19 protein-coding genes and 1 tRNA gene are annotated in these 21,598 nt (G+C 26.8%); 10 read left to right on the forward strand and 10 right to left on the reverse strand.

Annotated features, from left to right (window positions below; translation table 4 throughout):
• Positions 1-11 precede the first annotated feature (11 nt).
• The 3 genes from FOY43_RS00535 to FOY43_RS00540 form a co-directional block, all read right to left on the reverse strand.
• The gene (locus FOY43_RS00535; protein WP_146308554.1) at positions 12-1,514 is read right to left on the reverse strand and encodes an MAG3240 family lipoprotein; all 1,503 of its coding nucleotides are present in this window, start codon (positions 1,512-1,514) and stop codon (positions 12-14) included.
• Positions 1,515-1,599: 85 nt separating this feature from the next.
• Positions 1,600-1,743, reverse strand: a complete 144-nt coding sequence (locus tag FOY43_RS03845) for a hypothetical protein (protein WP_162847748.1) — start codon at positions 1,741-1,743, stop codon at positions 1,600-1,602.
• A gap of 54 nt (positions 1,744-1,797) precedes the next feature.
• Entirely contained in the window at positions 1,798-2,556 is a 759-nt protein-coding gene (locus FOY43_RS00540) for a type II toxin-antitoxin system death-on-curing family toxin (protein ID WP_146308556.1), read from the reverse strand.
• A 225-nt stretch (positions 2,557-2,781) separates the two neighbouring features.
• Between FOY43_RS00540 and FOY43_RS00545 the strand changes: the two genes are divergently transcribed.
• A tRNA-Lys gene (locus FOY43_RS00545) sits at positions 2,782-2,857 on the forward strand.
• Between the two features lie 383 nt (positions 2,858-3,240).
• Here FOY43_RS00545 and fmt read toward each other — a convergent pair.
• The 7 genes from fmt to FOY43_RS00580 all read right to left on the reverse strand — a co-directional run bounded on the left by fmt (position 3,241) and on the right by FOY43_RS00580 (position 13,050).
• The gene (gene fmt, locus FOY43_RS00550) at positions 3,241-4,089 is read right to left on the reverse strand and encodes a methionyl-tRNA formyltransferase (RefSeq protein ID WP_201273915.1); all 849 of its coding nucleotides are present in this window, start codon (positions 4,087-4,089) and stop codon (positions 3,241-3,243) included.
• Complete coding sequence (locus FOY43_RS00555) at positions 4,082-5,011, reverse strand: hypothetical protein (protein WP_146308558.1); 930 nt, start codon at positions 5,009-5,011, stop codon at positions 4,082-4,084. The genes fmt and FOY43_RS00555 overlap by 8 nt, the downstream gene beginning before the upstream one ends.
• 39 nt (positions 5,012-5,050) lie before the next feature.
• A complete protein-coding gene (locus FOY43_RS00560; RefSeq protein WP_146308560.1) occupies positions 5,051-6,013 on the reverse strand; it encodes a hypothetical protein in 963 nt (320 codons plus the stop codon).
• 32 nt (positions 6,014-6,045) lie between these two features.
• The gene (locus FOY43_RS00565; protein WP_146308562.1) at positions 6,046-6,618 is read right to left on the reverse strand and encodes a dephospho-CoA kinase; all 573 of its coding nucleotides are present in this window, start codon (positions 6,616-6,618) and stop codon (positions 6,046-6,048) included.
• Positions 6,619-6,620: 2 nt separating this feature from the next.
• Positions 6,621-7,496, reverse strand: a complete 876-nt coding sequence (locus FOY43_RS00570) for a 5'-3' exonuclease (protein WP_146308564.1) — start codon at positions 7,494-7,496, stop codon at positions 6,621-6,623.
• On the reverse strand, positions 7,486-10,458 hold the full coding sequence (dnaE, locus tag FOY43_RS00575; protein ID WP_146308566.1) for a DNA polymerase III subunit alpha: 2,973 nt from the start codon (positions 10,456-10,458) through the stop codon (positions 7,486-7,488). The genes FOY43_RS00570 and dnaE overlap by 11 nt, the downstream gene beginning before the upstream one ends.
• A gap of 108 nt (positions 10,459-10,566) precedes the next feature.
• Entirely contained in the window at positions 10,567-13,050 is a 2,484-nt protein-coding gene (locus FOY43_RS00580) for an MAG1360 family OppF-related protein (RefSeq protein ID WP_146308568.1), read from the reverse strand.
• Positions 13,051-13,310: 260 nt separating this feature from the next.
• On the opposite strand from FOY43_RS00580, the gene FOY43_RS00585 reads away from it, so the two are divergent.
• From FOY43_RS00585 to FOY43_RS00625, 9 genes are all read left to right on the forward strand, one after another.
• On the forward strand, positions 13,311-14,249 hold the full coding sequence (locus FOY43_RS00585) for a Fic family protein (protein ID WP_146308570.1): 939 nt from the start codon (positions 13,311-13,313) through the stop codon (positions 14,247-14,249).
• Between the two features lie 237 nt (positions 14,250-14,486).
• A complete protein-coding gene (locus tag FOY43_RS00590) occupies positions 14,487-15,164 on the forward strand; it encodes a potassium channel family protein (protein WP_146308572.1) in 678 nt (225 codons plus the stop codon).
• A 129-nt stretch (positions 15,165-15,293) separates the two neighbouring features.
• Positions 15,294-15,725: a division/cell wall cluster transcriptional repressor MraZ gene (locus FOY43_RS00595; protein WP_146308574.1), complete on the forward strand. Its 432-nt coding sequence runs from the start codon at positions 15,294-15,296 to the stop codon at positions 15,723-15,725.
• 2 nt (positions 15,726-15,727) lie between these two features.
• The gene (gene rsmH, locus FOY43_RS00600; protein WP_146308576.1) at positions 15,728-16,633 is read left to right on the forward strand and encodes a 16S rRNA (cytosine(1402)-N(4))-methyltransferase RsmH; all 906 of its coding nucleotides are present in this window, start codon (positions 15,728-15,730) and stop codon (positions 16,631-16,633) included.
• 18 nt (positions 16,634-16,651) lie between these two features.
• The gene (locus FOY43_RS00605; protein ID WP_146308578.1) at positions 16,652-17,824 is read left to right on the forward strand and encodes an MAG3720 family protein; all 1,173 of its coding nucleotides are present in this window, start codon (positions 16,652-16,654) and stop codon (positions 17,822-17,824) included.
• A gap of 14 nt (positions 17,825-17,838) precedes the next feature.
• Positions 17,839-19,164 carry a cell division protein FtsZ gene (ftsZ, locus tag FOY43_RS00610; RefSeq protein ID WP_146308580.1) on the forward strand — a complete coding sequence of 442 codons (1,326 nt, stop codon included), beginning with the start codon at positions 17,839-17,841 and terminating at the stop codon, positions 19,162-19,164.
• A gap of 245 nt (positions 19,165-19,409) precedes the next feature.
• Positions 19,410-20,504, forward strand: coding sequence for a zinc-binding dehydrogenase (locus tag FOY43_RS00615; protein ID WP_146308582.1), 1,095 nt, complete (start codon positions 19,410-19,412; stop codon positions 20,502-20,504).
• An 87-nt stretch (positions 20,505-20,591) separates the two neighbouring features.
• Positions 20,592-21,152 carry an elongation factor P gene (gene efp / locus FOY43_RS00620; protein ID WP_146308584.1) on the forward strand — a complete coding sequence of 187 codons (561 nt, stop codon included), beginning with the start codon at positions 20,592-20,594 and terminating at the stop codon, positions 21,150-21,152.
• A gap of 2 nt (positions 21,153-21,154) precedes the next feature.
• Positions 21,155-21,457: an MMB_0454 family protein gene (locus FOY43_RS00625; protein ID WP_146308586.1), complete on the forward strand. Its 303-nt coding sequence runs from the start codon at positions 21,155-21,157 to the stop codon at positions 21,455-21,457.
• The last annotated feature ends 141 nt before the right edge of the window (positions 21,458-21,598 follow it).

Consider the following 21,598-nt stretch of genomic DNA (forward strand, 5'->3'; position numbering starts at 1 on the left):
ATGGTAGTGTTTTATATGTTTTTATATCCTTTGAAACCCGTGATTTCAAAAGTTATTTTTTTAGTTTCTTCATCAATTAAACTTTGTTTTTGATTGTTTAATAAATCAATATTAAAATAAATTTTTCCAGGAATACTTTTATCCAAAGTTAAGTTAGTTAATTTAATATCTGCAAGATAATTTTCTAATGTTGTAGCTGGAAAATATTGGATTATTTCTCTGTAGATTTCAAATTCAATAAATTTAATGCTTTCGGGCATATATTTTATGAATTCATAAGCTTCAATTTCACTCATCTTTTTGTTATTAAAAACTAAAAGATTATTTTCAAATTTATTAAATGTATCAATAATTATTTGATTTATTTTAGTTCGAACAAAAGCATTAATATCATTTTCAAAGCTAATTACAGTGGTAGAAGGAAAAGTATAACGTTTGTCATTCATATCTCTGTAACCGTTAAAAAGGTGGTAGTGATTTGTAAAATTAATTGAGTTAAAATCAAAATATTCAACTTTACCATTTACTTTTGTAACCTTGACGGTAAAAAAATAATCTTGATGCATGCTTTGAGTTAAACTAGTTTTATTAGGATTAAAAATTAATTCGTAACTTTTATCAATATTTTTTCTATATTCAGGTACTTCAATTTCAATAGCATTAGAATAATCAGTAAGTAGTTTAACAAACGCAAGTAAGTTATAAGAGTTTTTAGGGTTATCAACTAGTGAATCGAAGTTTATAATATTAAACTTTTTATCAGTGAAATTTATCTTAATTTCTGATAAGTATTCATTAAATCTTAAATTATTTTCGGTATCTTCAAAATTATAATTTTTATTGATGTTTTTGTAGCTAAAAAATCCTTTTAGGTAGAATTCTTTTTCTATAATTTTGTTGTTTAATATCACTTTAAAACTTATGCCAGTATTATTTTCAATTGATTTAATTTCTGTTAGTTTAACATTTATAATCTTATTGTCAATATTAAATTTATTTAAGTGTAATGCAATTAAATTTTCTAAATAAAAAATTTGTTCACTATTTTGATCATAACTTATACTTCTAATATTTTTAATATTTATTAAATTTGGATAAATATTTTTATAATAATCAAAGTTATCAAAAATTTCATAAACTATTAGTTGAATTTCGGGAATAAATTGTTGATTAGGATATAAACTACTAATAATTCTATTTCTACTTAATAATGAAGTGTGAATTAAATCACTTGACGAATACGACTTAATTATAGTATCAAAATCAATTTGTTGGTATGTACTAGTTTCTTTTAGGTCATCGATAAATTTATTTATTTTTTCTGAATCTACTTGATTAAAAATTGAACTAAATTCAGTTTTATTATTAAGATTTATAAGTTGATTTTTAGTGAAATTTTTGTATGAAAAAGATTCAACAAAGATGTTTTTTTGTTGAATACAACTTATTGAAATTAACGCTGGTATTGAGCTCAAAGAAGTTAACCCACAAAGAAATAATAGTTTAGATTTCATACTTTTAATTATATATTATTTAATTCTGTTATTTGCATGGGTGAATTTAGTAAAAGTATAAAAAAACTAGAGATATCTCTAGTAATTACATTTTTGAAAGTTTTCTCATTGTTTCACAAATAATATCTCAATTTTCTTTATTGTGTTTTTCTTGATATTCCTTCATTTGTTCGAAGCTAATTTTCTTTAATGGTGCATTTTCAACAATTCTAATTTCAACTTTTGCCACGTTAACTCCTTTTACTTTTATTCATATTCAATTTCATAATAATTTTACTGGATTTTAGACAAATAGTAAAATATTTTTGATTCACTTTTTTATCTCCTTTAACGTTTTATCATGTCTTTCAGGGATGGTTAAATCAATTTCATTATTTAGTATTTCAAAACATAAAGGATTTTGATTTGCTAGGTTTGTACAATTTGTGAATAGTGTGTCTATATCTTGATTAGATAATCTGACTTCAAAGCATGCAATTGTTTTTTCTATGTTTTCTAAATATTTTTCGCTCATAACATCTATGTCAAATTCTTTATTAATTTTTACTTTAGTTAAGTATCCAAATGTAAATAAAATAACATTCAGAAAACTGAAACAGAATCTTTTGTTACCATTTCTAAATAAGTGAGAATTTAATAATGCAGAAAATAAATCGGAAACTAAGTCTATTATGCTCCAGTCATCTATGTAAAAATATTTCATTAATGTGCTTTTTATCTTATCAATTACAGTATTATCGTTATTGACATATTGAAAATCATTTGAATCCTTAGAATCAACTTTCATATTTTTAGCAAAAACGAAAGCAGTATTTATGATGTTATCGAATAAATCATCAATATATTTCTCAGGATCATCATTATTGATGAAGTTTAATTTATTTAACTCCAGCACCACTTTTTCTTTTTTGTTTGTAATATCATTTTTTAATGTTCATTCACCATTTTCAAAAGTAAATAATGAATTATAATTAATATCATTAATAAAACCATTTATATCTCTTACATCTTTAGGTCCGACAGTTATTTGTATTTTTTTCATTCTATCTCCATATAAAAATTATAACAACATAAATTTATATGCAATTTCCTTATTTTTTCCTTAATTTTCTTATTCATATGAATTTTAGTATGTGTTGAAAAAATATTATTTTATTTTTAAAACAAAACCATATTTTTAGATCTATAATGAAAATAATATTACAGTTTGGTTGTTATTTTTTTAAAATAATGGTCAAAATATAAAATTGTAATATAATTAATTTATGCGTCGTTAGCTCAGCCGGTAGAGCAACTGGCTCTTAACCAGTGGGTCACAGGTTCGAACCCTGTACGACGCACCATTTTTTTATTTTAAATTTATTAAACAAATAATTTAATGTGTAAAATGCAAAGTTATATTTCAACATAAAGAATTAAAAGATTTTCTGTAATAATATTTTATGAAAATTTATATTATTATAAAACTGTCTTAATAGAAAAACCAGTAATTAAGGTATGGATATTCATGGTAGAAATTTTGATGACTGGTTATTATGCTACTAAGTGGGAAATAAACTTAAAATTCCTATGTAATTTTTTCAAAAAGTATAAAAATTCATTAAATAATAGCTTGATTTATTCTTTTTGGTACTAACTTGGAAAGTAAACTAGATAATTGTTTTAGTTTTATTAAACATTATACTACCAAGTGGGAAAATGAAAAACATCCAATCGGATGTATAAGTTATACTTTTTCTAACAAGTTAACTCTTTTTTTAGATTCATATTGATAATCATAAATATATATATTTTTATCTCTACAACTTAGTTGAATTGCGTTCTTAACTTCTTTAGTTGTAGCATTAAAAAGTTTAACTCTCTTATTATTTATAAAAGTGTAAGCACCGGGATTTGAACTGTACGCTTTAATTTTATTTATCACCTGGTCAGAATTTTCACTTAAATCTATTTGAGCTTCTTCTTTTGTTAATTTTGGTGCAAGAATTACTTGCGAGGCGTCTTGAACAATTTCATTGAAGTTGTTTTCGTATATTTCTTTAAGTCATTTGGTAATGTTTTGTGCAGATAAAATGCTTAATTTATTAAATAGACTATCGCTGGTATCATCTTCATCTATTTCTATTTCTGAGGATTTTAAAATATTACCTGCATCCATTTCTTTAACCATATATATTAAATTAATGCCAGTTTTTTTATCACCGCTTAATAAAGAATGTTGAATTGGAGCAGCTCCACGATATTTAGGTAATAATGAACCGTGAACATTTAGGGCGGCTTTTTTTGGTAAATTAAGAATTTTTTCAGGAATATATTGACCAAATGCTGCTGTTAAAAGAAAGTCAAAATCTAATTGGGCTAATTCATCATAAATTTCAGAAATTTTATTAGGTTGATAACACTTAATGTTATATTTTTCAGCAAGCACTTTTGTTGGAGTGGGAATTAATTTATATCCACGGTTTGCTGGTTTATCAGGCTGAGAAATAATTGCGATAACTTCAAAGTTTTTAATCACTTCTTCAAAAATTGGGACAGAGAATTCTGGTGTTCCAGCTAAAATAACTTTAATCATTATTCTCCTTTGTTTTAATTGTTTTATAAAGGTTAATTTCAATTATTTTAATTAATTTATTAATTTTCATAGTCTCAACATTTGAGTCAATTTTAGTATTTTTTTGTATTCTTTGAAGATAATTGTTTTTTAATTCAACTAAATTTAGTGTGCTACTAAAAAATGTAACTAGTCTATATTTCATTCTATATTCTAAAATTTTGAGTAATACATTAGTAGCAAATCAAGTTGAACCTTCTTCCATACCTAGATCTTCTAAAAATAGATAATCAACCTTAGCTATTTTTTCTATCATAAATTCAACAGTTTTGGTTTCACTAAATTTGTTCTGTTTTCGATTGAAAATATTGATGCATTCGCTATAGATATTATTAATTGGTGCAAAAACAATTTTAGAATTATCAGTATTAATTATTTTAGCGATGTAAGACATAATCTCTGTCTTACCAGATAATATATCACCATAGATATAAAGTCAATTTTTAATATTAAAGTCAATTTTTTTTAAATATGTAGCTAAAGAATTTCAATTATCTGAATCTAAATATTTTTGACTAACATCCGTAGGATCAATGTTGTAAAAAGGTTCGCCTAGTTCAGGGTAAATTATATTTTTGAGTAGGCTAACACTTTCTCTTAAGTTATGTGTAGCGTAACGTTCAAAAAAAACTATTTTTTTAGTTAATGGATCACGTTTAAAATCAGTTTCAATTACTTTTTCATCTTTTTTTTCGCTTTCACGGATTATTTTAGTCAGTTCTAAAATAAAAAAAGCAATCTCATCATCACTAAGATTGTATTGTTCAATTCTTTGCTTTAAAAAACCATTATTTTTAATTTTTTCAATTAATTTAGTTTTATCATAAGAATGTTTACGAGAAATTTTACTTAATTCTTTTTGAAATACATCTTCTTTAACCATAAAACCTCCCTAATACATTCTAATTATATATAAATTAATTTATTGTTCATTCATTAAAGAATGCATTTTTAAAAATGCGTCAACTAGTTGAATATCATTTCGATATTTACCGTGAAGATATTTTTCAGTTGTATCTTCATCAATTACATAATTATATTTTTTAACTTCATTAAGTAATTTAGTTGTTTTTCTAAAATCAAATTTATCATTTTCTAAATAGATGTATAGCATTGCTAAGTTGGTTATTTTAGATAAATTTAAAATACTATTTAATTTACTGATTTTTTCTTTAACTGAATCTTCAAGAATAAAAGTATTTGTTAATTGACAGTAAAATTCTTCGCAAGTCAATTCCTTAGTTGCTTTATAGTGATTACTATTTTTAATAACTCCCATTTCTAGTTGAGTTTGATAACTCTTGTTTGAATCTCAAACTTTTGAGTTATTTTCTTTGATAGTTGCACCCGCTTGAACTAATAATTCAGTAACCTTTGATTTAACTTCGGTTTGTAAACTAAACATTTCGTGAAACGCAGCCGAAATATTTTCTAGTGAATCATTATTTTTGAACGTACTTGCACTTGTTAAATTAACTACACGTTCATAATTAACTTCACCAATATTATTTTTAATCAATCTTGGAATAAATGCATTTTTTACCATTTGAGTAGATGAAAGAGGTTTAAATAGCACAAAAACTGTTCTTGATTCTTTTGAATCATTGTGGGTTTCAATTAATGAAACTGATTCAAGTTTTTGTCTGCATGTGTTTAATTCATCAATTGATATATTCAAATATAAAGATAAAGTTTCGTAAGTAAAAGTTGAATCATACTTGTCTTTATTAAAAATTAAATCATGTAAAAATTCATAAAGTAAAATGGCATTAGCACCCAAAAAACTTGTATAAAAAAGACGCAGATTTCTTAAATCTTCGCTGGCGATTTGATCCCCTCTGTGAATTCTGAAAAATGAATAAATCAATTTAGAATTTGCGTCCATTTTGACCCCCGTTTTATGCTTGTGATTTTATTTTAATTGAGTATGTTGTTATCGATTAAAAATTCTTTAATAAGTTCTGTGTTTTCTCGATTATGATCAAAGATATTAACAACATCAATCTTTGTAAAAAGTTGATTTTCATTAAAAAAATCATTATTTTTACTATTTAATGCCTTAAAAAATGAGTTATCCACATTACGTTTTTCTCTTTGGATTTGAATTTTTTGTGCACTTGAAACAACATTGATTACTTTATTAAAAAAAGTTAAAAAATTAGTGTTTTTTGATACTAAAACTGGCATTTCTGCAAAATCATATTTTTCATGTTCTAAATGTGAAAAAATGTATGGAAATACTAAATTTTCAATTGAATAAATTGTTTCAAAATTTTCGTTTATTTTTCTTTTTAAAAATTCCTTAGAAATTTTGTTATTTTGTATTATTTCTTCTCCAAAAAGTTTTATAAATTTCTTTTTTAATTCATCATTATTTTCATAAAGGTAATTAACATATTCATCTGCAATAAAAATTTTATATCCCATTTCTTTTAGTTTATTGATAAAGAAAGTTTTTCCTGATGCTATTTCACCAATTATTGCAACCATATCTAATTCATTTCTATGATATTCAATATTTGATTAAGTTCTAATTCTTTAAGTGTTTGAGTTCCACTTTTGATTAAATTAAATTCATAATCACGTTCATTTTTGGAAATTTCACCCACATTAGTGTTGATTATTGCTAATTTTTTACAGATGATTCCATTTTCCAAATCATTTTTAATTTTTAATGATAATGAAGGCGTTAATTCATTAACATTTTGAATTATATTTTCAAAACTTCCATATTTGTTAATTAATTTTATTGCAGTTTTTTCTCCAATACCTCTAATTCCATGTAAATTGTCTGAGCTATCTCCTGCAAGTCCTTTAAAGTCTGGTATTTGTGAAGGTTTAATTTCATAAATGTTTTTAAAATTTTCTTGAGTTATTAATTCATAACTTTTTGTTTTGTTGTCTTTAAAAATGATTGCAGTGTCGTTTGAAACTAATTGAAGTAAATCTTTGTCTCTAGAATAAATAAATTTTTTACCTGGTAAATTTTTCGCAAGGGTTCCTACTAGATCATCAGCTTCATGACCGATCAATTCATTGTGTGGTATATTCAATTCATTTAAAATTTGTTTAACATGATTGAATTGAACGAAAATTTCTTCAGGTGCTTTTGAGCGACCATCTTTGTATTCAGGGTAAATTTCATGTCTTTTAGTTTTACCTGCAGCGTCAAAAGCAACAAAGATATGAGTAGGTGAAGTATTATTAATTAAGTTGAATAAAATCATAAAAAACATATGAGTTCCATTTGTTGGGATACCTTTGCTATTTCTCATAATATATCCATTTGGCGTATAAGTTCCATAAAAACTTTGGAACATTAGATAATTACCATCAACTAGTAAAATTCTATTTTGGTTATTCTTCATAATATATTTCCTTGCAATCTAATATTTTTAATTTACCAGTATAAGTTCTTGTTAGTAAAAAACTATAAATACGGTCTTTTTTTGGCAAAAATTCAAAGTTTTTAAAACTATTTTCTGTTACTCATGCGCTATCAATCAATGTTGAATCTTTAATTGTTACCATAACTAAACCTTTACTTAAAATGTGTTTTACATCTAAAACTAAAGCTGTAACTCAATTTTCAACCCTTTGAGTAAGTCTATTTAATTTATAATTCGTTTCATAATTTAATGTCGGAACAGCATTATAAATATTTCCTAAAAATTCATTTTCATTTTTTGACTCTTCAGCAAAATTTGCAGGTAGAGCTTCAATAAAATCTTCATGATATTTACCTTCACTATCAACTCTAACAATTTTATGTAAATCTATTAATTCTTTAATTCTTGCATGTGAATCTCCAGCGTAATCTTTAAGTGAATTTGAAAACATTTTTCAAAATTCCTTAAGAGTTTCATAATAATTTAATAGAGTATTTTGATTCCCAAATTCTCTAAAAACACTTGCCTTAATTAAAACTTCAAAAACTGAATCGGATACTCCAGCATTTCTTAATCTAAAGTATGCTTCAGAAAAAGTATTATATTTTTTATAAACGGCCCTGTCGTATAAAATTTTTTCTACCGCACTATTTCCAACTTTTTTGATTAATATAAAAGGTAAATAAATACCGTTTTTAGTTGCAACTGCTTCAAGTGATGAATGATTAATTTCTGGAGAATTAACTTTAATATTTATTTGAGTACATTCTTCAACATACTTATTTACATCAGAGTGAGAACTACCTGAGTTAGTAATTAATGCTTTATAAAAAATTTCAGGATATCTAACTTTATAATAAGCCATTTTAAAAGTTATCATAGCATAAGCTACAGCATGAGCTTTATTAAATCCATATGAAGCAAATTTTTCAATTTTTCTATAAATTGTTTCACTAGTTTGTGGATCGATATTGTTTTTTTGAGCTAATTCATTGAAAAAAGTTTTGTATTGTTCCATTTTGATTAAATCTTTTTTAGAAATAGTTCTTCTTAAAATATCAGCTTGACCAAAACTCATTCCAACTAATTTTTGTGCAATTTGCATAATTTGTTCTTGATAAACAATAATTCCGAAAGTTTCACGAACAATTTTGTCATAAACTGGGTGAATTAATTCGATACTATCAGGATTTTTTTTATTAGCCGCATACTCGCTGATGTATTCCATCGGTCCAGGCCTAAAAAGTGAGATTATGGCAAAAAGGTCATTGAAAGTATCAATTCCAACATTTTTAATAGTTTTTTTCATTCCAGGACTATCAATTTGGAAAATTCCTTGTGATAGGGTTGAATTTAAACATTTTAATGTTTGTGGATCTTGATAAATGTTAGGAGTAGTAGAAGCGATGTAATCAAAACGATCTTCATAATTAAGATTCTTTTCGATGTTTTGGATAATTGTTAAGGTTTTTAACCCTAAAAAATCGATTTTGATTAAACCAAATTTTTCGATATATTCAAGGGTTAAATCTACCTGATTAATTTTTTCAGTTGAAACCGAAATTGGCATTATATTAATTATCGGTGTGTCTGAAATAATAATTCCAGCTGGATGAACTCCTTTTTGACGCGGAAGTCCTTCAATGTTTTTTGATAATTCAAGTAATTTAGGATATTTGTCGATTGCAATTTTAAAACGAGAATTTTTTAAGTATCCTTCTTCAATACTTTGTCCATCAGTTAAAGTTTTTGAAATTTTGTCAATTTCAGCTAGATTAATATTTAATACTCTACCAACATCACGAATTGAATTTTTTGCTCCTAGTGTTTGAAAGGTTGTGATTAGTGAACAGTTTTCAACACCGTATTTTTCTACGATATAATTGATAACTTCATCTCTACGGTTATCTTGGATGTCAATATCAATATCTGGCAAACTTACCCGTTCAGGATTTAAAAAACGTTCAAAATATAAGTCGTATTGTAAAGGATTAACTTCAGTAATTTTTAGTAGATAAGAAATTAATGAACCCGAAGCACTTCCACGACCAGGTCCAACTGCTATTCCATTTTGTTTAGCAAAATTAACTGCATCAGCAATAATTAAAAAATAATCAATAAAACCTAATTTTGATATTGTTTCTAATTCATAATTAATTCTTTGATTAATTACTTCCATTGAATAATTTTTTAAGCTTAATATTTTTTCATTTAGACCTTTATTGATCAATTCGATTATTTTTTTGTAAGATTCTTCTTTAGTTTTGAATGGTTTAGCAATTCTTGGGGTATTCGAAGGAAATTCAAGTGAAATCTGTGAGACTAAATTTAAAGTGTTATCAACCACTTTTTGTTCAAGACCATCTTGAATAATTTCGAAATAATCACTATTTTGATAAATTGGTTCAACATTAGTTGCTGAACTAATTTGTTTTAATGTTGTTAATGTTTCTGCTTCACTATTAAAAAGCATTTCACGAGTTGGGGCAAAAATTGTGTTTTGAAAAATAGATTTTTTATTGTTATAGTAGAAATTTTCTAATTTTGGTGCAGCTAATTTATTAGCGAAAAATCCGTTTTCGTAATGATCAATAACAAAAATGTCCTTGCAATCCAATATCTCTTCAGTAATAGCGATATTTTTAGAAATTAAATAATTTACTTGGTAAATTTTTTGCAATCCTTCTTTATTTTTGGCATGCAAAATTACCTTTACACCATTAAGTTCAATTTCAAGACCAATAAGCGGTTTAATATTATATTTTTCGCATAAAGCTAAAAAATGACCTAAGCCATATAAACTATTTTTATCAGTCAGTGCTAAATATTTAACATTTTTTTCAGCAGCAAGTTTAAATAGTTTTTCAAGTCTAATGGTCGAATTTAAAAAAGAATATTCAGAATTTGAATGTAAAAAAACATAAGGACTATTATTTAACATATTTATATTTTAATTCACTTTAGCTTTTTTATATAAATATTAAAGATATTTATATGTGTAAAGTGCAAAATTAACCATAAAATAAAAATATGGACATTCATCCATATCTTAGTCTTGTTCATCTTGTTCTATGAAATGATTGGTTTTATTAACAGATTCAATTTCACTATTACCTACTTGTTTTCAGAATTTAAGATTTTCATAGTCCATATCAAATAAATTAGATTTAGATACTATTTTTCTATTTGCTGGATCATATGAAGTCATAGATATTTCAACATTTTCATGTTGAATTTTGTAGAATTGATCAATTTCTTCAGCTTCAAGAGTTAAACTAGTTGCTTTATCTAAATTAGATTTGATTTTAAGAGTTTCTGGATTACTTCAAGCAGTTCATTTTTGATAATTTTCAAAATTAGCATATAAATAATGTTTCTTATCTTTATCAATTTCATAAACTTCTGAATAGATTCAAGAATAATCATCATTGTGATTTTTAATAAAGTTTAGATCTGTTTCTGAAAGTGCATGTCTAGAATAAGGGTGTTTTGCGTTATTAATTAATTCATTAATTTCTCCAGATTCAACTAAAGTATTTCTACAGAAAATATGAACTGTATCACAAATTTTTTTAACTAGTTTTACATCAGCAGTAACTAGTACATAACTTAAAGAATATTCATTTGAAATTTTATTTAAAACCCGTATAAATTCAAATCTAGTTTCGTTGTTATTTTTATCAAAAGTATCCTTAATAAATAAAACTGAAGGATTATTTAAAACTAGTTTAAGTAATTTAAGTTTAATTTTACTAATAACTTTAAGTTTGTCATATGCTGTTAGATATTCACCAAAGTTAACTGAAATATAGCTCATTGAATCAATTATTTTTTTAATTATTAAGAAAGTTCTGCTAAATTGATTGATAGCTTGAGTTTTATTCATGATAAAAGCAAAAACTGAGTTTGCAAATTCACCGATAATTTCATTTTTTTCATATCTTTGTATATTTTCGACATTGCGGATTAATTCATAATTATCGTAAAACTCACTTCTGCGTGAATTTGAATTTTGTCTTTTTTTAATTGATTCATTAATTATAGAAAGGTTGGAAATTTGATGTCTAATTAATTCATTATTACTATAAATAAGGCGTTTGATTTTTCTTTGATAATTTTTAAGAGTTGTTTGGAAAAGTTTGTTTGAAGAGAATTTATTTCAACGATCTTCAGCTTGATTTAATCTAATTCAAGCATCGAATTTATTTTGCTCAACAATTTTGTTAAAGTCCGGAACTTTCTCGAACTTAATTTTATTTAACGATTTGATTTTTTCGTGTTTAGTTTCAATAATTTTCATTATCTCATGTTTATTTTCAACTGAAGTGTTACTATAGTTAACAAAACTGTAATAAAATTGTCTCTTAATAGTTTTTTTAATTTTTAATTTTGTTCACTTTCTTCCTGGTTTATTTAAGCTATTTAATGTGTTATTGATAAACATTTTTGATTGTAAAATTAAGTCAGCAAAAATTTCACGAATTCTATTTTTGTCTAAATAGCAAAGACTATATTTATTTCTCATTCAAATTCAGTAAAGTTTTTTAGTGATTAATAATTCTTTATATAAATCTAAATGCTCGATGCTTAATTCAGTTACATGAGACATTTTTTCTTTAATGGTTAAAATTGATTTTAGCAATTTATGTTGAAGATAGTTCATGTATTTGATATTACTATTTTTTGTGTTTTTAAGTAACTTTTTATAAAAGTCAATTTCTAAATTAATATCACGAATAATAAAGTTATTTTCCACTTTCTTTATTGAAGAGTTATTTATGTCATTAATATACTTAAGTCTGATTTCAACATTTTTTACTTGCTCAGATTCGGCGATTGAATCAGGACTTTTTTCTCTTTCAACTAATTGGTTGTAAGTGTTGAAAATTTCTTGGTATAACTTAAAGTAAAATTCAAGTGAAGTGCGTTTATGTTCCTCTAAAAGATCATTTATATTAACTACCGTATTACTAAAATCTAACTCATTCATTAGAAATCAGTTGTTTTTCATTTTTTTAGTTAGGTTACTTAACTCACGTGAAAAGTTTTGATTCTCAGGAACGATTTTTTCAAGATAGAAGTGCATAATTCTGAAAATTTGACTTTTGAATTGAATTTCATATTTTTTAGTAATTTCTTCAAAGGATTTAAATTCAGTTGGATTAATGTGAATATTTTTAAAACCAATATTTCAAATATCGTAAATAGGAATTTCGGTATCAACTATTTCAAGTTCATCTAAATCAAAAAAACCAACATTAGAAAAAATTTGCTTATTTCTATATTCGATTTCCTCAGTTAAAGATTTAACATCATGATAAGTATTTAAAAAAGTTGCATAAGGATTATTTTTAAATTGCTCTCAAAATTTATTATTTCAGAAAGTTGATTCTTTTGGATTAATTAAAATCGCACTTCTCTCTTTATAATAAATAGGCAAATATGGAATACATACATTATTGGCAACTCCATCTTCTAAAATATGAATAAAAAAGTTTTCGACCTCAAAAATTTTCTTTAAGTTTTTTTGCATAACTATATTTTATAAAATTTAATTGCTTTTGTTAACTTAAGCTAGAAAATTTGTTGAACCACAGCAGAACTATATTTATTAATTATTGGTGCTAAAAAATGTAGAGAATAATTTCTTCACACGTTTTTTCTAGTACCCCTTATTAATTGGGAAACAAGTATAATGAAATAATCTAAGGAACGTTCCTTACAAGTCATTAAGTTTTGGGGAATAAAATGGTATACTTTTTAAATAAATGTTCCCCAAAAGGAGTAAAAATAATGGCTGCAAACTATAGTGAAATACAAGAATTACTTAAAATTCGCGCTGATCTTCACGCTAGATTGAATTTAATGCCCTATGACGGGACACCCGAAATTAAGAATAGAGGCGATGGAAAATATTTATATGTTAGAAAACGTGTTGCAGGTAAACTGACATCAACATATGTAGGAGTATATACTGAAGAACTTTATAACTTACTGCTTCGCAATGCTAGAGAAATTAGAGCGATAAGAAAAGAAATACGTCATGTAGAAAAGGAGCTTGTAAGCGCTGGATATTCGGAAAACGAGTTATCAACAGATGTTCTTAATAATATAGCATTTGCTAGAGCTAATATGAAAATGAATATCTACCATCAAGCAATTTTAGAGGGGGTAGCTACATCTTTTCCACAAACTGAAGAAATTATAGATAATGGGAAAGTTACTGGCATGACAGCAACTGATGTACAGAAAATCTTAAATCTAAAACATGCATGGGAGTTTATTTTGGATAAATATGTAGTAGCAAGCAAATCAGACTATTACATTCTTAGTCATATTGCAAGGCTTGTTAATGAAGGATTTTTTGTTGAAGCAGGTCGTATACGTCGAGTACCAGTTACGATTGGAAGGTCCTCTTATGTTCCGCCATTACCAATTGAAATGGATATAAAAGAAAAAATACGTGAGATTACGGAGAAAAATGATGATGCGATTGATGTTGCAATAAGGTTATGCTTATATTGTATGAAAACACAAATATTCCTTGATGGGAATAAGAAAGCATCTGTTATTTTTGCTAACCACTATTTAATATCTCATGGAGGTGGATTTTTGGTTATTCCTGAAAAAGAAGTTCCCAAATTTAAAAATTTACTTGTGAAGTATTATGAAGGGGAAGATATAACCATTATTTCTGATTTTATGAAAAAAAGTTGTTGGAAAAGAATGTAGTAAAAAATCACTATTGGGGAACTTTATGCGTGGTGTAATATAAATTTATTCCCCAAATATAAAAGCATCTACTGAAAGTACTGGGAATGTGATGGGAATATCAAGCAAATCAATATCTTTTTATATTGTGATGTTTTTTAGCAATTTCGTAAGTATCAATTATTGATAATAATAAACTGTTCTAATTATTAATATAGTTAGAATTTGTTAAAATTACATTAATAAATTGAGGTAATTATGGTGATTAAACATAAAAAAGATATTTGTGTAATTGGGCTTGGTAGATTTGGACAAGCGGTTGTAAGTCAATTATTAAAAATGAATAAAAGTGTTTTTATTATCGATGCTAAAGAAGATAATGCAAAAATATTTGAAAATGAAGTTCAAAGAATTGCAATTGCAGATGCGGCCGATATGAAAGCACTAAAATCAATGAATATTGAACAAATGGAAACAGTAGTTGTTGCTTGTCCGGACAACATTGAAATTGTAGCAGCTTTATTAGAACTTAATATTAAAAATATTATTGCTCGCGCTACAAGTGCCAGACATGCTAGAGTTCTCAAACAAATTGGTGTAACTCAAATTATTCGTCCTGAGCATGAATCTGGAATTAGAACTGCTTTAATTGCAGCTAATGAAAATTTAATTCGTTTCTCAGAAAATTTACAAGAACTTAGTGAAAACTTTGTAGTAGGAACTACTACAATTAAAAATCCAGATTTATCAAAAATGAAAATTAAAGACTTAGACTTTAACAAGAGAAAAATTACAATTATCTTAATCAAAAGAAACGGAAGAGTACTTAGACCAAGCGGGGATGTTGAACTAGAAATCGATGATATTGTTTCACTAGTTGGAGAAGTTAGTGATGTAACTGCTGGTTTAGGTTGATTAAATCAACAAAGTAAGTAAGTTTTAGCAGTGACTTTGTGAAAAGTTTTCACATAAGTTGCTGTTTTTATTTTTATTAAAAAATTTTTTCAATATTTTTACAAAAAAATATGAAATGATGTAAAATTGTGGTGGATAGTGGGAGGAAGTGTGTTCGGAACAGTCGAAAGAAAAATCGATGATAAAAATCGTATTGTACTTCCAACAAACTTTAGAGATTTGTTAGGAAGTGATTTTTATCTAACTATAGGTTTTGACGGCAATGGTGAACTTAGAAGTAAAGAAAACTTCATCGAATATACCAGAACCATCGAAAAGCAAAGTATGTTTAACAAAAATGCTAGAGCTCTTCGCAGAAGTATTCTTGGGAGAGCTATAAACATTACTCTTGACTCAGCTGGTAGATTCTTATTACCAAAGAACATACTTGAAAACTTAGCTATCCAAAAAGATGTAGTTTTTGTTGGAGTTGGATCAATTGTTGAAATTTGATCCAAAGAACGCTACGATGAATTTGAATCAACATATGATGATGATACAATTTCACAAATCGCTCAAGAATTATCTAACCTAGAAAGTTAATTATGAATCAGAATTTACATTATTCAGTTCTCTTAAAAGAAACTATAGAAAGTTTAAATATTAAAGAAGACGGAATTTATGTTGATTTAACTCTTGGCATGGGTGGTCACTCAGCCGAGATATTAAAAAGGTTAAATAAAAATGGTTTCTTGATTGCTTTTGATAAAGATGAATTCGCAATAAAAAAAGGAAGCGAAGCTCTTAGTCAAATCAGTGATCGCTTTGCTATTATTAAAAGTGACTTTAGATATATTAAACACGAATTAGCAAAACTTGGAATTACTCAAGTTGATGGAATCATAGCTGATTTAGGGATTAGTTCTCCTCAAGTTGATGATGCTTCACGTGGTTTTAGCTACAATAAAGACGCAAAACTTGATATGCGCATGGATCAAGAACAAGGTCTTGATGCTCATTATATTGTTAACAATTATACTGATGTACAATTAGCTAACATTTTTACAAAATACGCTGATGTAAAGCTTGCTATGCGAGTTGCGAAAGCAATTGTAAAGTGTAGACCAATTGATACAACTTTAGAATTAGTTGATGTTATAAAGAGTGCATATCCCGCCGCTCTACTTAGAGCAAAAAATCCTGCAAAAGCAGTATTCCAAGCGTTACGAATTGAAACTAACAATGAATTCGAATCGCTTGAACTGATGCTTAAAGATGCAGTTGGCTTATTAAAAAGCAATTCATCATTAAGTATTATTACATTCCACTCTTTAGAAGATCGTATCGTAAAAAATTTTTTTAAAGATTTAATTACAAGCAATCTTCCAATTAAGATGCCGATTATAGAAGAAAAAAAATATACTGCCAAACAGATAATTCCTTCACAACGTGAATTAGAAGAAAATAAACGCTCAAGAAGTGCTAAATTAAGAATTTTAAGCAAGATTTAATTTAGAAGGGAGGTGGTTATGAGAAAATATTTTTTAGATTTTAGAGTTAGTAAAAATTATATTAGTTGAACAGTTCTGGAAGACTGTGAAACAAAACAAAAAACAGTTAGAGTGAGCGAAAAGTTAATTCCAGTTAACTCAAGCGACATTACTAAAATGTTTGACTCTATTAAAAAATATCTTAACAACCTTCCTTTGAATAAAAATGTTATTACAAATGTTATCTTTAATGATGATGTCCTAAGTAATTTAGAAATTAAACTCATTGAAACACATTACTTGCAAGAATGTTTTTCAGCAGATAAAAGTGTTAAAGATGAATTAAGTCTACAATTATCAAAGCATTTTCACAGTAGTGAATACATTCCAGTAACAATTACAAGCTACCGATACTTAGCTTACCAAAAAGTTTCAGTTAAAGAATATTTGCAATTCCCTCTTAATAAGCAATTTAGCAAATTAATTTCAAAAAATTCTGCATTTGTGACTACAGATATTGAAACGCTCAACAATATTCAAAGATTATTTGAATACAACTTTGATAAAGTTAATTACTTTATCAAAACTCAGTCATTAGCAAACTATTATAAAGAATTTGACGGATTTAACTTATTATTGGACACTGAAGATTCGTACTCATCACTTTCGCTTATTTACAATGGTGCAGTTATTAAATATAAACGTTTATCCGTGGGTATGGATAAAATTTATGAGATGATTAACCAAAATAGTAGATTAACAAAATCTAATACAGACATTCAAAATATTATTCGTTATTTAACAAAAAGTAAAAACATTAATATTCTTGATGATGGAGTGGTGTCCATCAAAAAGATGCTTGATGAATTTGCTGTTTGCTATATAAAGCTAATATCAGAATTTCTAAATTGTGATGAACTCAAGGATCAAAAAATCAATATGTTAGCCTTAAGTGGTGTTTTGGCTAACATAATCGAAGCCAATTTGAATCCATCAACTTTCAATCTTAATAAAGTGCACAATTTATATAGGGATAATTCCGAAAGTATATTCTTAAATAATGATATTGCTATTTTACAATCAAACTTAATGACTAAACTTGATGAAGAAGATCAAAACAAAACAGTAAACACGATCACTAATAGAATTAATAACGAGATCAATCCGCGTAAATCATTTTTAAATAAAATATGATATGCAATCACTAAATAAAAATTGGAGAAAACATGCAAGAAAATAACACACAACAAGAAATTAAAAAACCAAATTTCTACAACCCTTTTGATGATAATGTGGTTGAAGAAACTCAAAAAGACGATTTAGATGAACAATTAATTAATGAAAACACTGCTAAAATTAAGTTAAAAGTTATCGGAATCGGTGGTGCTGGTAATAATGCTGTTCAAATGATGGAATTGGAAAAATACCCTTCAGTTGAATTTATCGTTGCAAATACCGATGCACAAGCACTTGCAAAAAATAAATGTCCAAACAAACTTGCACTCGGAAAAGAATCTCGTGGATTAGGTGCTGGTAGTGATCCTGAAGTTGGGCAAGCAAGAGCTAAAGAAAGCTCTCGTAAAATTGAAGAGAAACTTAAAGATGCAGATGTTGTAATTATTACTGCTGGTCTTGGAGGTGGTACTGGTACAGGTGCTGCCCCAGTTGTGGCCGAAATTGCTAGAAATAATGGTGCATTAACAATTGCTATTGTAACTACACCTTTTTCTACAGAAGGTAGAAAACGTACTAGAATTGCAAAAGAAGGTATTGAAAAACTTAAAGAAAAAGTTGATTCATACATTGTTCTTTCAAACGAAAGATTGTTACAACAATATGGTGATGTTCCTATTGATGACGCTTATACAAAATCAAATGTTTATCTCAAAAATATCATCAATACCATACATGATATTCTTTACAGAATAGGGACAATTAATATTGACTTTGCTGATATGCGTAGAATACTTGAAAAATCAGGATTAACACTTATTGGGCTTGGACAAGCATCAGGAAAAAACCGTGCAACCAAAGCGGTTGAAAAAGCATTCCAAAATAACTTATATTCAACAGAAATTTGTGGTGCTGAAAGATTCTTAATTAACATTCAATATGATAAATCTGCAACATTAAATGAAATTAAAACTGCTGTAGATGAAGTTAATAAATTCTTAAATACAAATAGTTCAATTGATGAAGATGACATTATTATTGGTCAAGAAAGAATTGAAGGTGAAACTGACCTATTTAAAGTTTCAGTTATTGCCGGGCGTGTAATTGAAAGAAAAGATGTTGAAGCAAATAAAGCTACAACAAATGTAATTGAAGAATCAAAAAATAATGAAGTCGATATCATTAATAATTTAAATTCAGAAAATGAAGCTGAAGCTAAATTAGATGAAGTTAAAGAAGAAAAAGAAACATTAGTTTATGATACTTTAGAGATCGAAAACGATTCTGAAACTCAAAATGATGACTTTAATTCAAACTTCTTAGATCTAGATGAAGATGAAACAAAATTCGATGACTCAAAAGTTGATAATTGATTTTAGATAGTCGATGTGAGAAGAGTACTTTGATCAAAGTAACTTATTGTTCTGAAAAATTTTGCTAGCACCCAAGTGTGGTGCTTTTTTCATTTCAAAATCTTTATAATATATATAAGGTAGAAAACTGAGATTTTTAAGGTGCAGAAATTGAAAAAAATTCCATATTATATATGCAAAAACGAGATTATCCACCGATTCTAGTCGAATTGAAATATAATTTAAATGTACAATTTAATGAAAGGAATTTTATGAAATCAATTAGTTTACCAAAAGAAATGAAAGCTTTAGTTTTTCAAGCTAAAGGAAAAATCGAAATAGTTAAAAAACCAGTTCCTCAAGTTGGACCAAACGACCTTTTAATTAAGGTTACTACAACAACAATTTGTGGTACAGACATTCACATTAAAAAAGGTGAATACCCAGTTGTTCCAGGTTTAACAATCGGACACGAATCAGTAGGAACAGTAGCAGCATACGGTGATAATGTTACTGGATTTGAATTAGGGGAAAGAGTTCTTGCTGGAGCTATTACACCTAGTGGATTTACAGCGGCTTGTCAATATGGACAAGGTTCACAAGATGGAGTTGGAGAAGTTTACGGATATAAAGCAACTGCTGGATGAAAATTTGGAAATATCGAAGATGGATGTCAAGCAGAATATGTTCTTGTTAAAAATGCTATGGCTAACGTAGCAAAAATTCCTGCAACTTTAACAGACAAACAAGTTTTAATGTGTCCAGATATTCTTTCAACAGGGATTAAAGGATCAGAAAACGCTGACATTGTTTTAGGAGATACAGTAGTTCTTGTTGCTCAAGGACCTATTGGACTTAGCGCTACAATTGGTGCTAAATTATTAGGAGCTTCAACAATTATTGCAGTTGATGGTGAAGATGCTCGTTTAGAAATGGCTAAAAAATATGGAGCTACACACACAATTAACTTCAAAAATAAAGATGTTGTTGAAGAAGTTAGAAGAATTACAAATGGGCGTATGGCTGACGCTGCTATTGAATGTTTAGGACTTAACTCAACATTCCAAACATGTTTAAGAGTTTTACGTCCTGGAGGTAAACTATCATCAATCGGAGTTTACTCTGAAGATTTAGTAATTCCACTTGACTCATTTGCAGCAGGTCTTGGAGATCACCAAATTAAAACATCATTATGTCCTGGTGGATCAGAAAGAATGCGTCGTTTAATGCAATTGATTGAAAACGGAATGATTGATACAACAAAACTTGTTACACATGAATATGATTTTGATAAAATCGTTGAAGCTTACGAATTATTCGAAAGCCGTAAAGACGGTGTATTAAAAATCGCTGTAAAAGTAAGTTAATGATAATAATCATAATCAGCAACCTTTATGGTTGTTGTTTTTTATTGTTTTATGTATAATATTTAAAATTATTTTAAGGAGTCAAAAATGATTAATGTTAATGAATTTAAACCTGGTATAACATTCCAAGATGAAGGTGATATTTTTGTTGTTTTAGAAGCTCAACACTCAAAACAAGGACGTGGTCAAGCTAACGTTAAAGCTAAAGTTAAGAACTTACGTACCGGTTCAACAACAATTAAGTCATTTACTGGTGGAGATCGTGTTAAACCAGCACATATTGATAAAAGAAAAATGAACTACTTATACAATGATGGAGAAAACATTGTCTTAATGGATAATGAAACTTACGAACAAGTTGAAATTCCTCTTAAAAATGTTGAATGAGAATTAAACTTCCTTAAAGAGGGTAGTGAAGTTCAAATTCGTGTATTTGAATCTGAAGTTCTTGATGTTGAATTACCTATTAATGTTGAATTAAAGGTTTCAGAAGCTCCTGATGCTGTTAAAGGTAACACAACAACTAACCCTCAAAAGAAAGTTGTTTTAGAAACAGGATTTGAGCTTGAAACACCTATGTTTGTTAAAGAAAATGATGTAATTATTGTTTCTACTGAAACAGGTAAATACGTCGGAAGAAGTAACTAATTATGAATTTTGTAACAGTTGATTTTAATTTAAATCAATTTTTCTCTGTTCAAGAAAGCGCTTTTAAACAAGTTATTAAGCAAAGTTTTAATTTAAATAAACAAGTAAAAATGGTAAGTGAACCAAAAATAAGCTTTGAATATGATAAAAAAAATATACATATTTTCTTAGATATAAAAATTAAAAATGATGCTGAAATTGATCTAGTATTAAAAGAAATTACAAAAAATATTGAGTTAGGTGTTGTAAATTTAATTGATACAAAACCAAAAAATATTCAATTTAATATTCTTGGATTTTTATAAAAAAAGAACTGATTTTTTCTTTTGAAAGCAATCAAAATGAAAAAAATAAGTCTTTTTTTTTTTTTTTTTGATTTGTGATATGAAAATATAAAAATATATAAATAACTTTTTCAGCTTATTTATAGTTCTAAAAATATCGTT

The sequence above is a fragment of the Mycoplasma anserisalpingitidis genome (genome assembly GCF_007858495.1).
GTDB lineage: Bacteria > Bacillota_I > Bacilli_A > Mycoplasmatales > Metamycoplasmataceae > Mycoplasmopsis > Mycoplasmopsis anserisalpingitidis_A.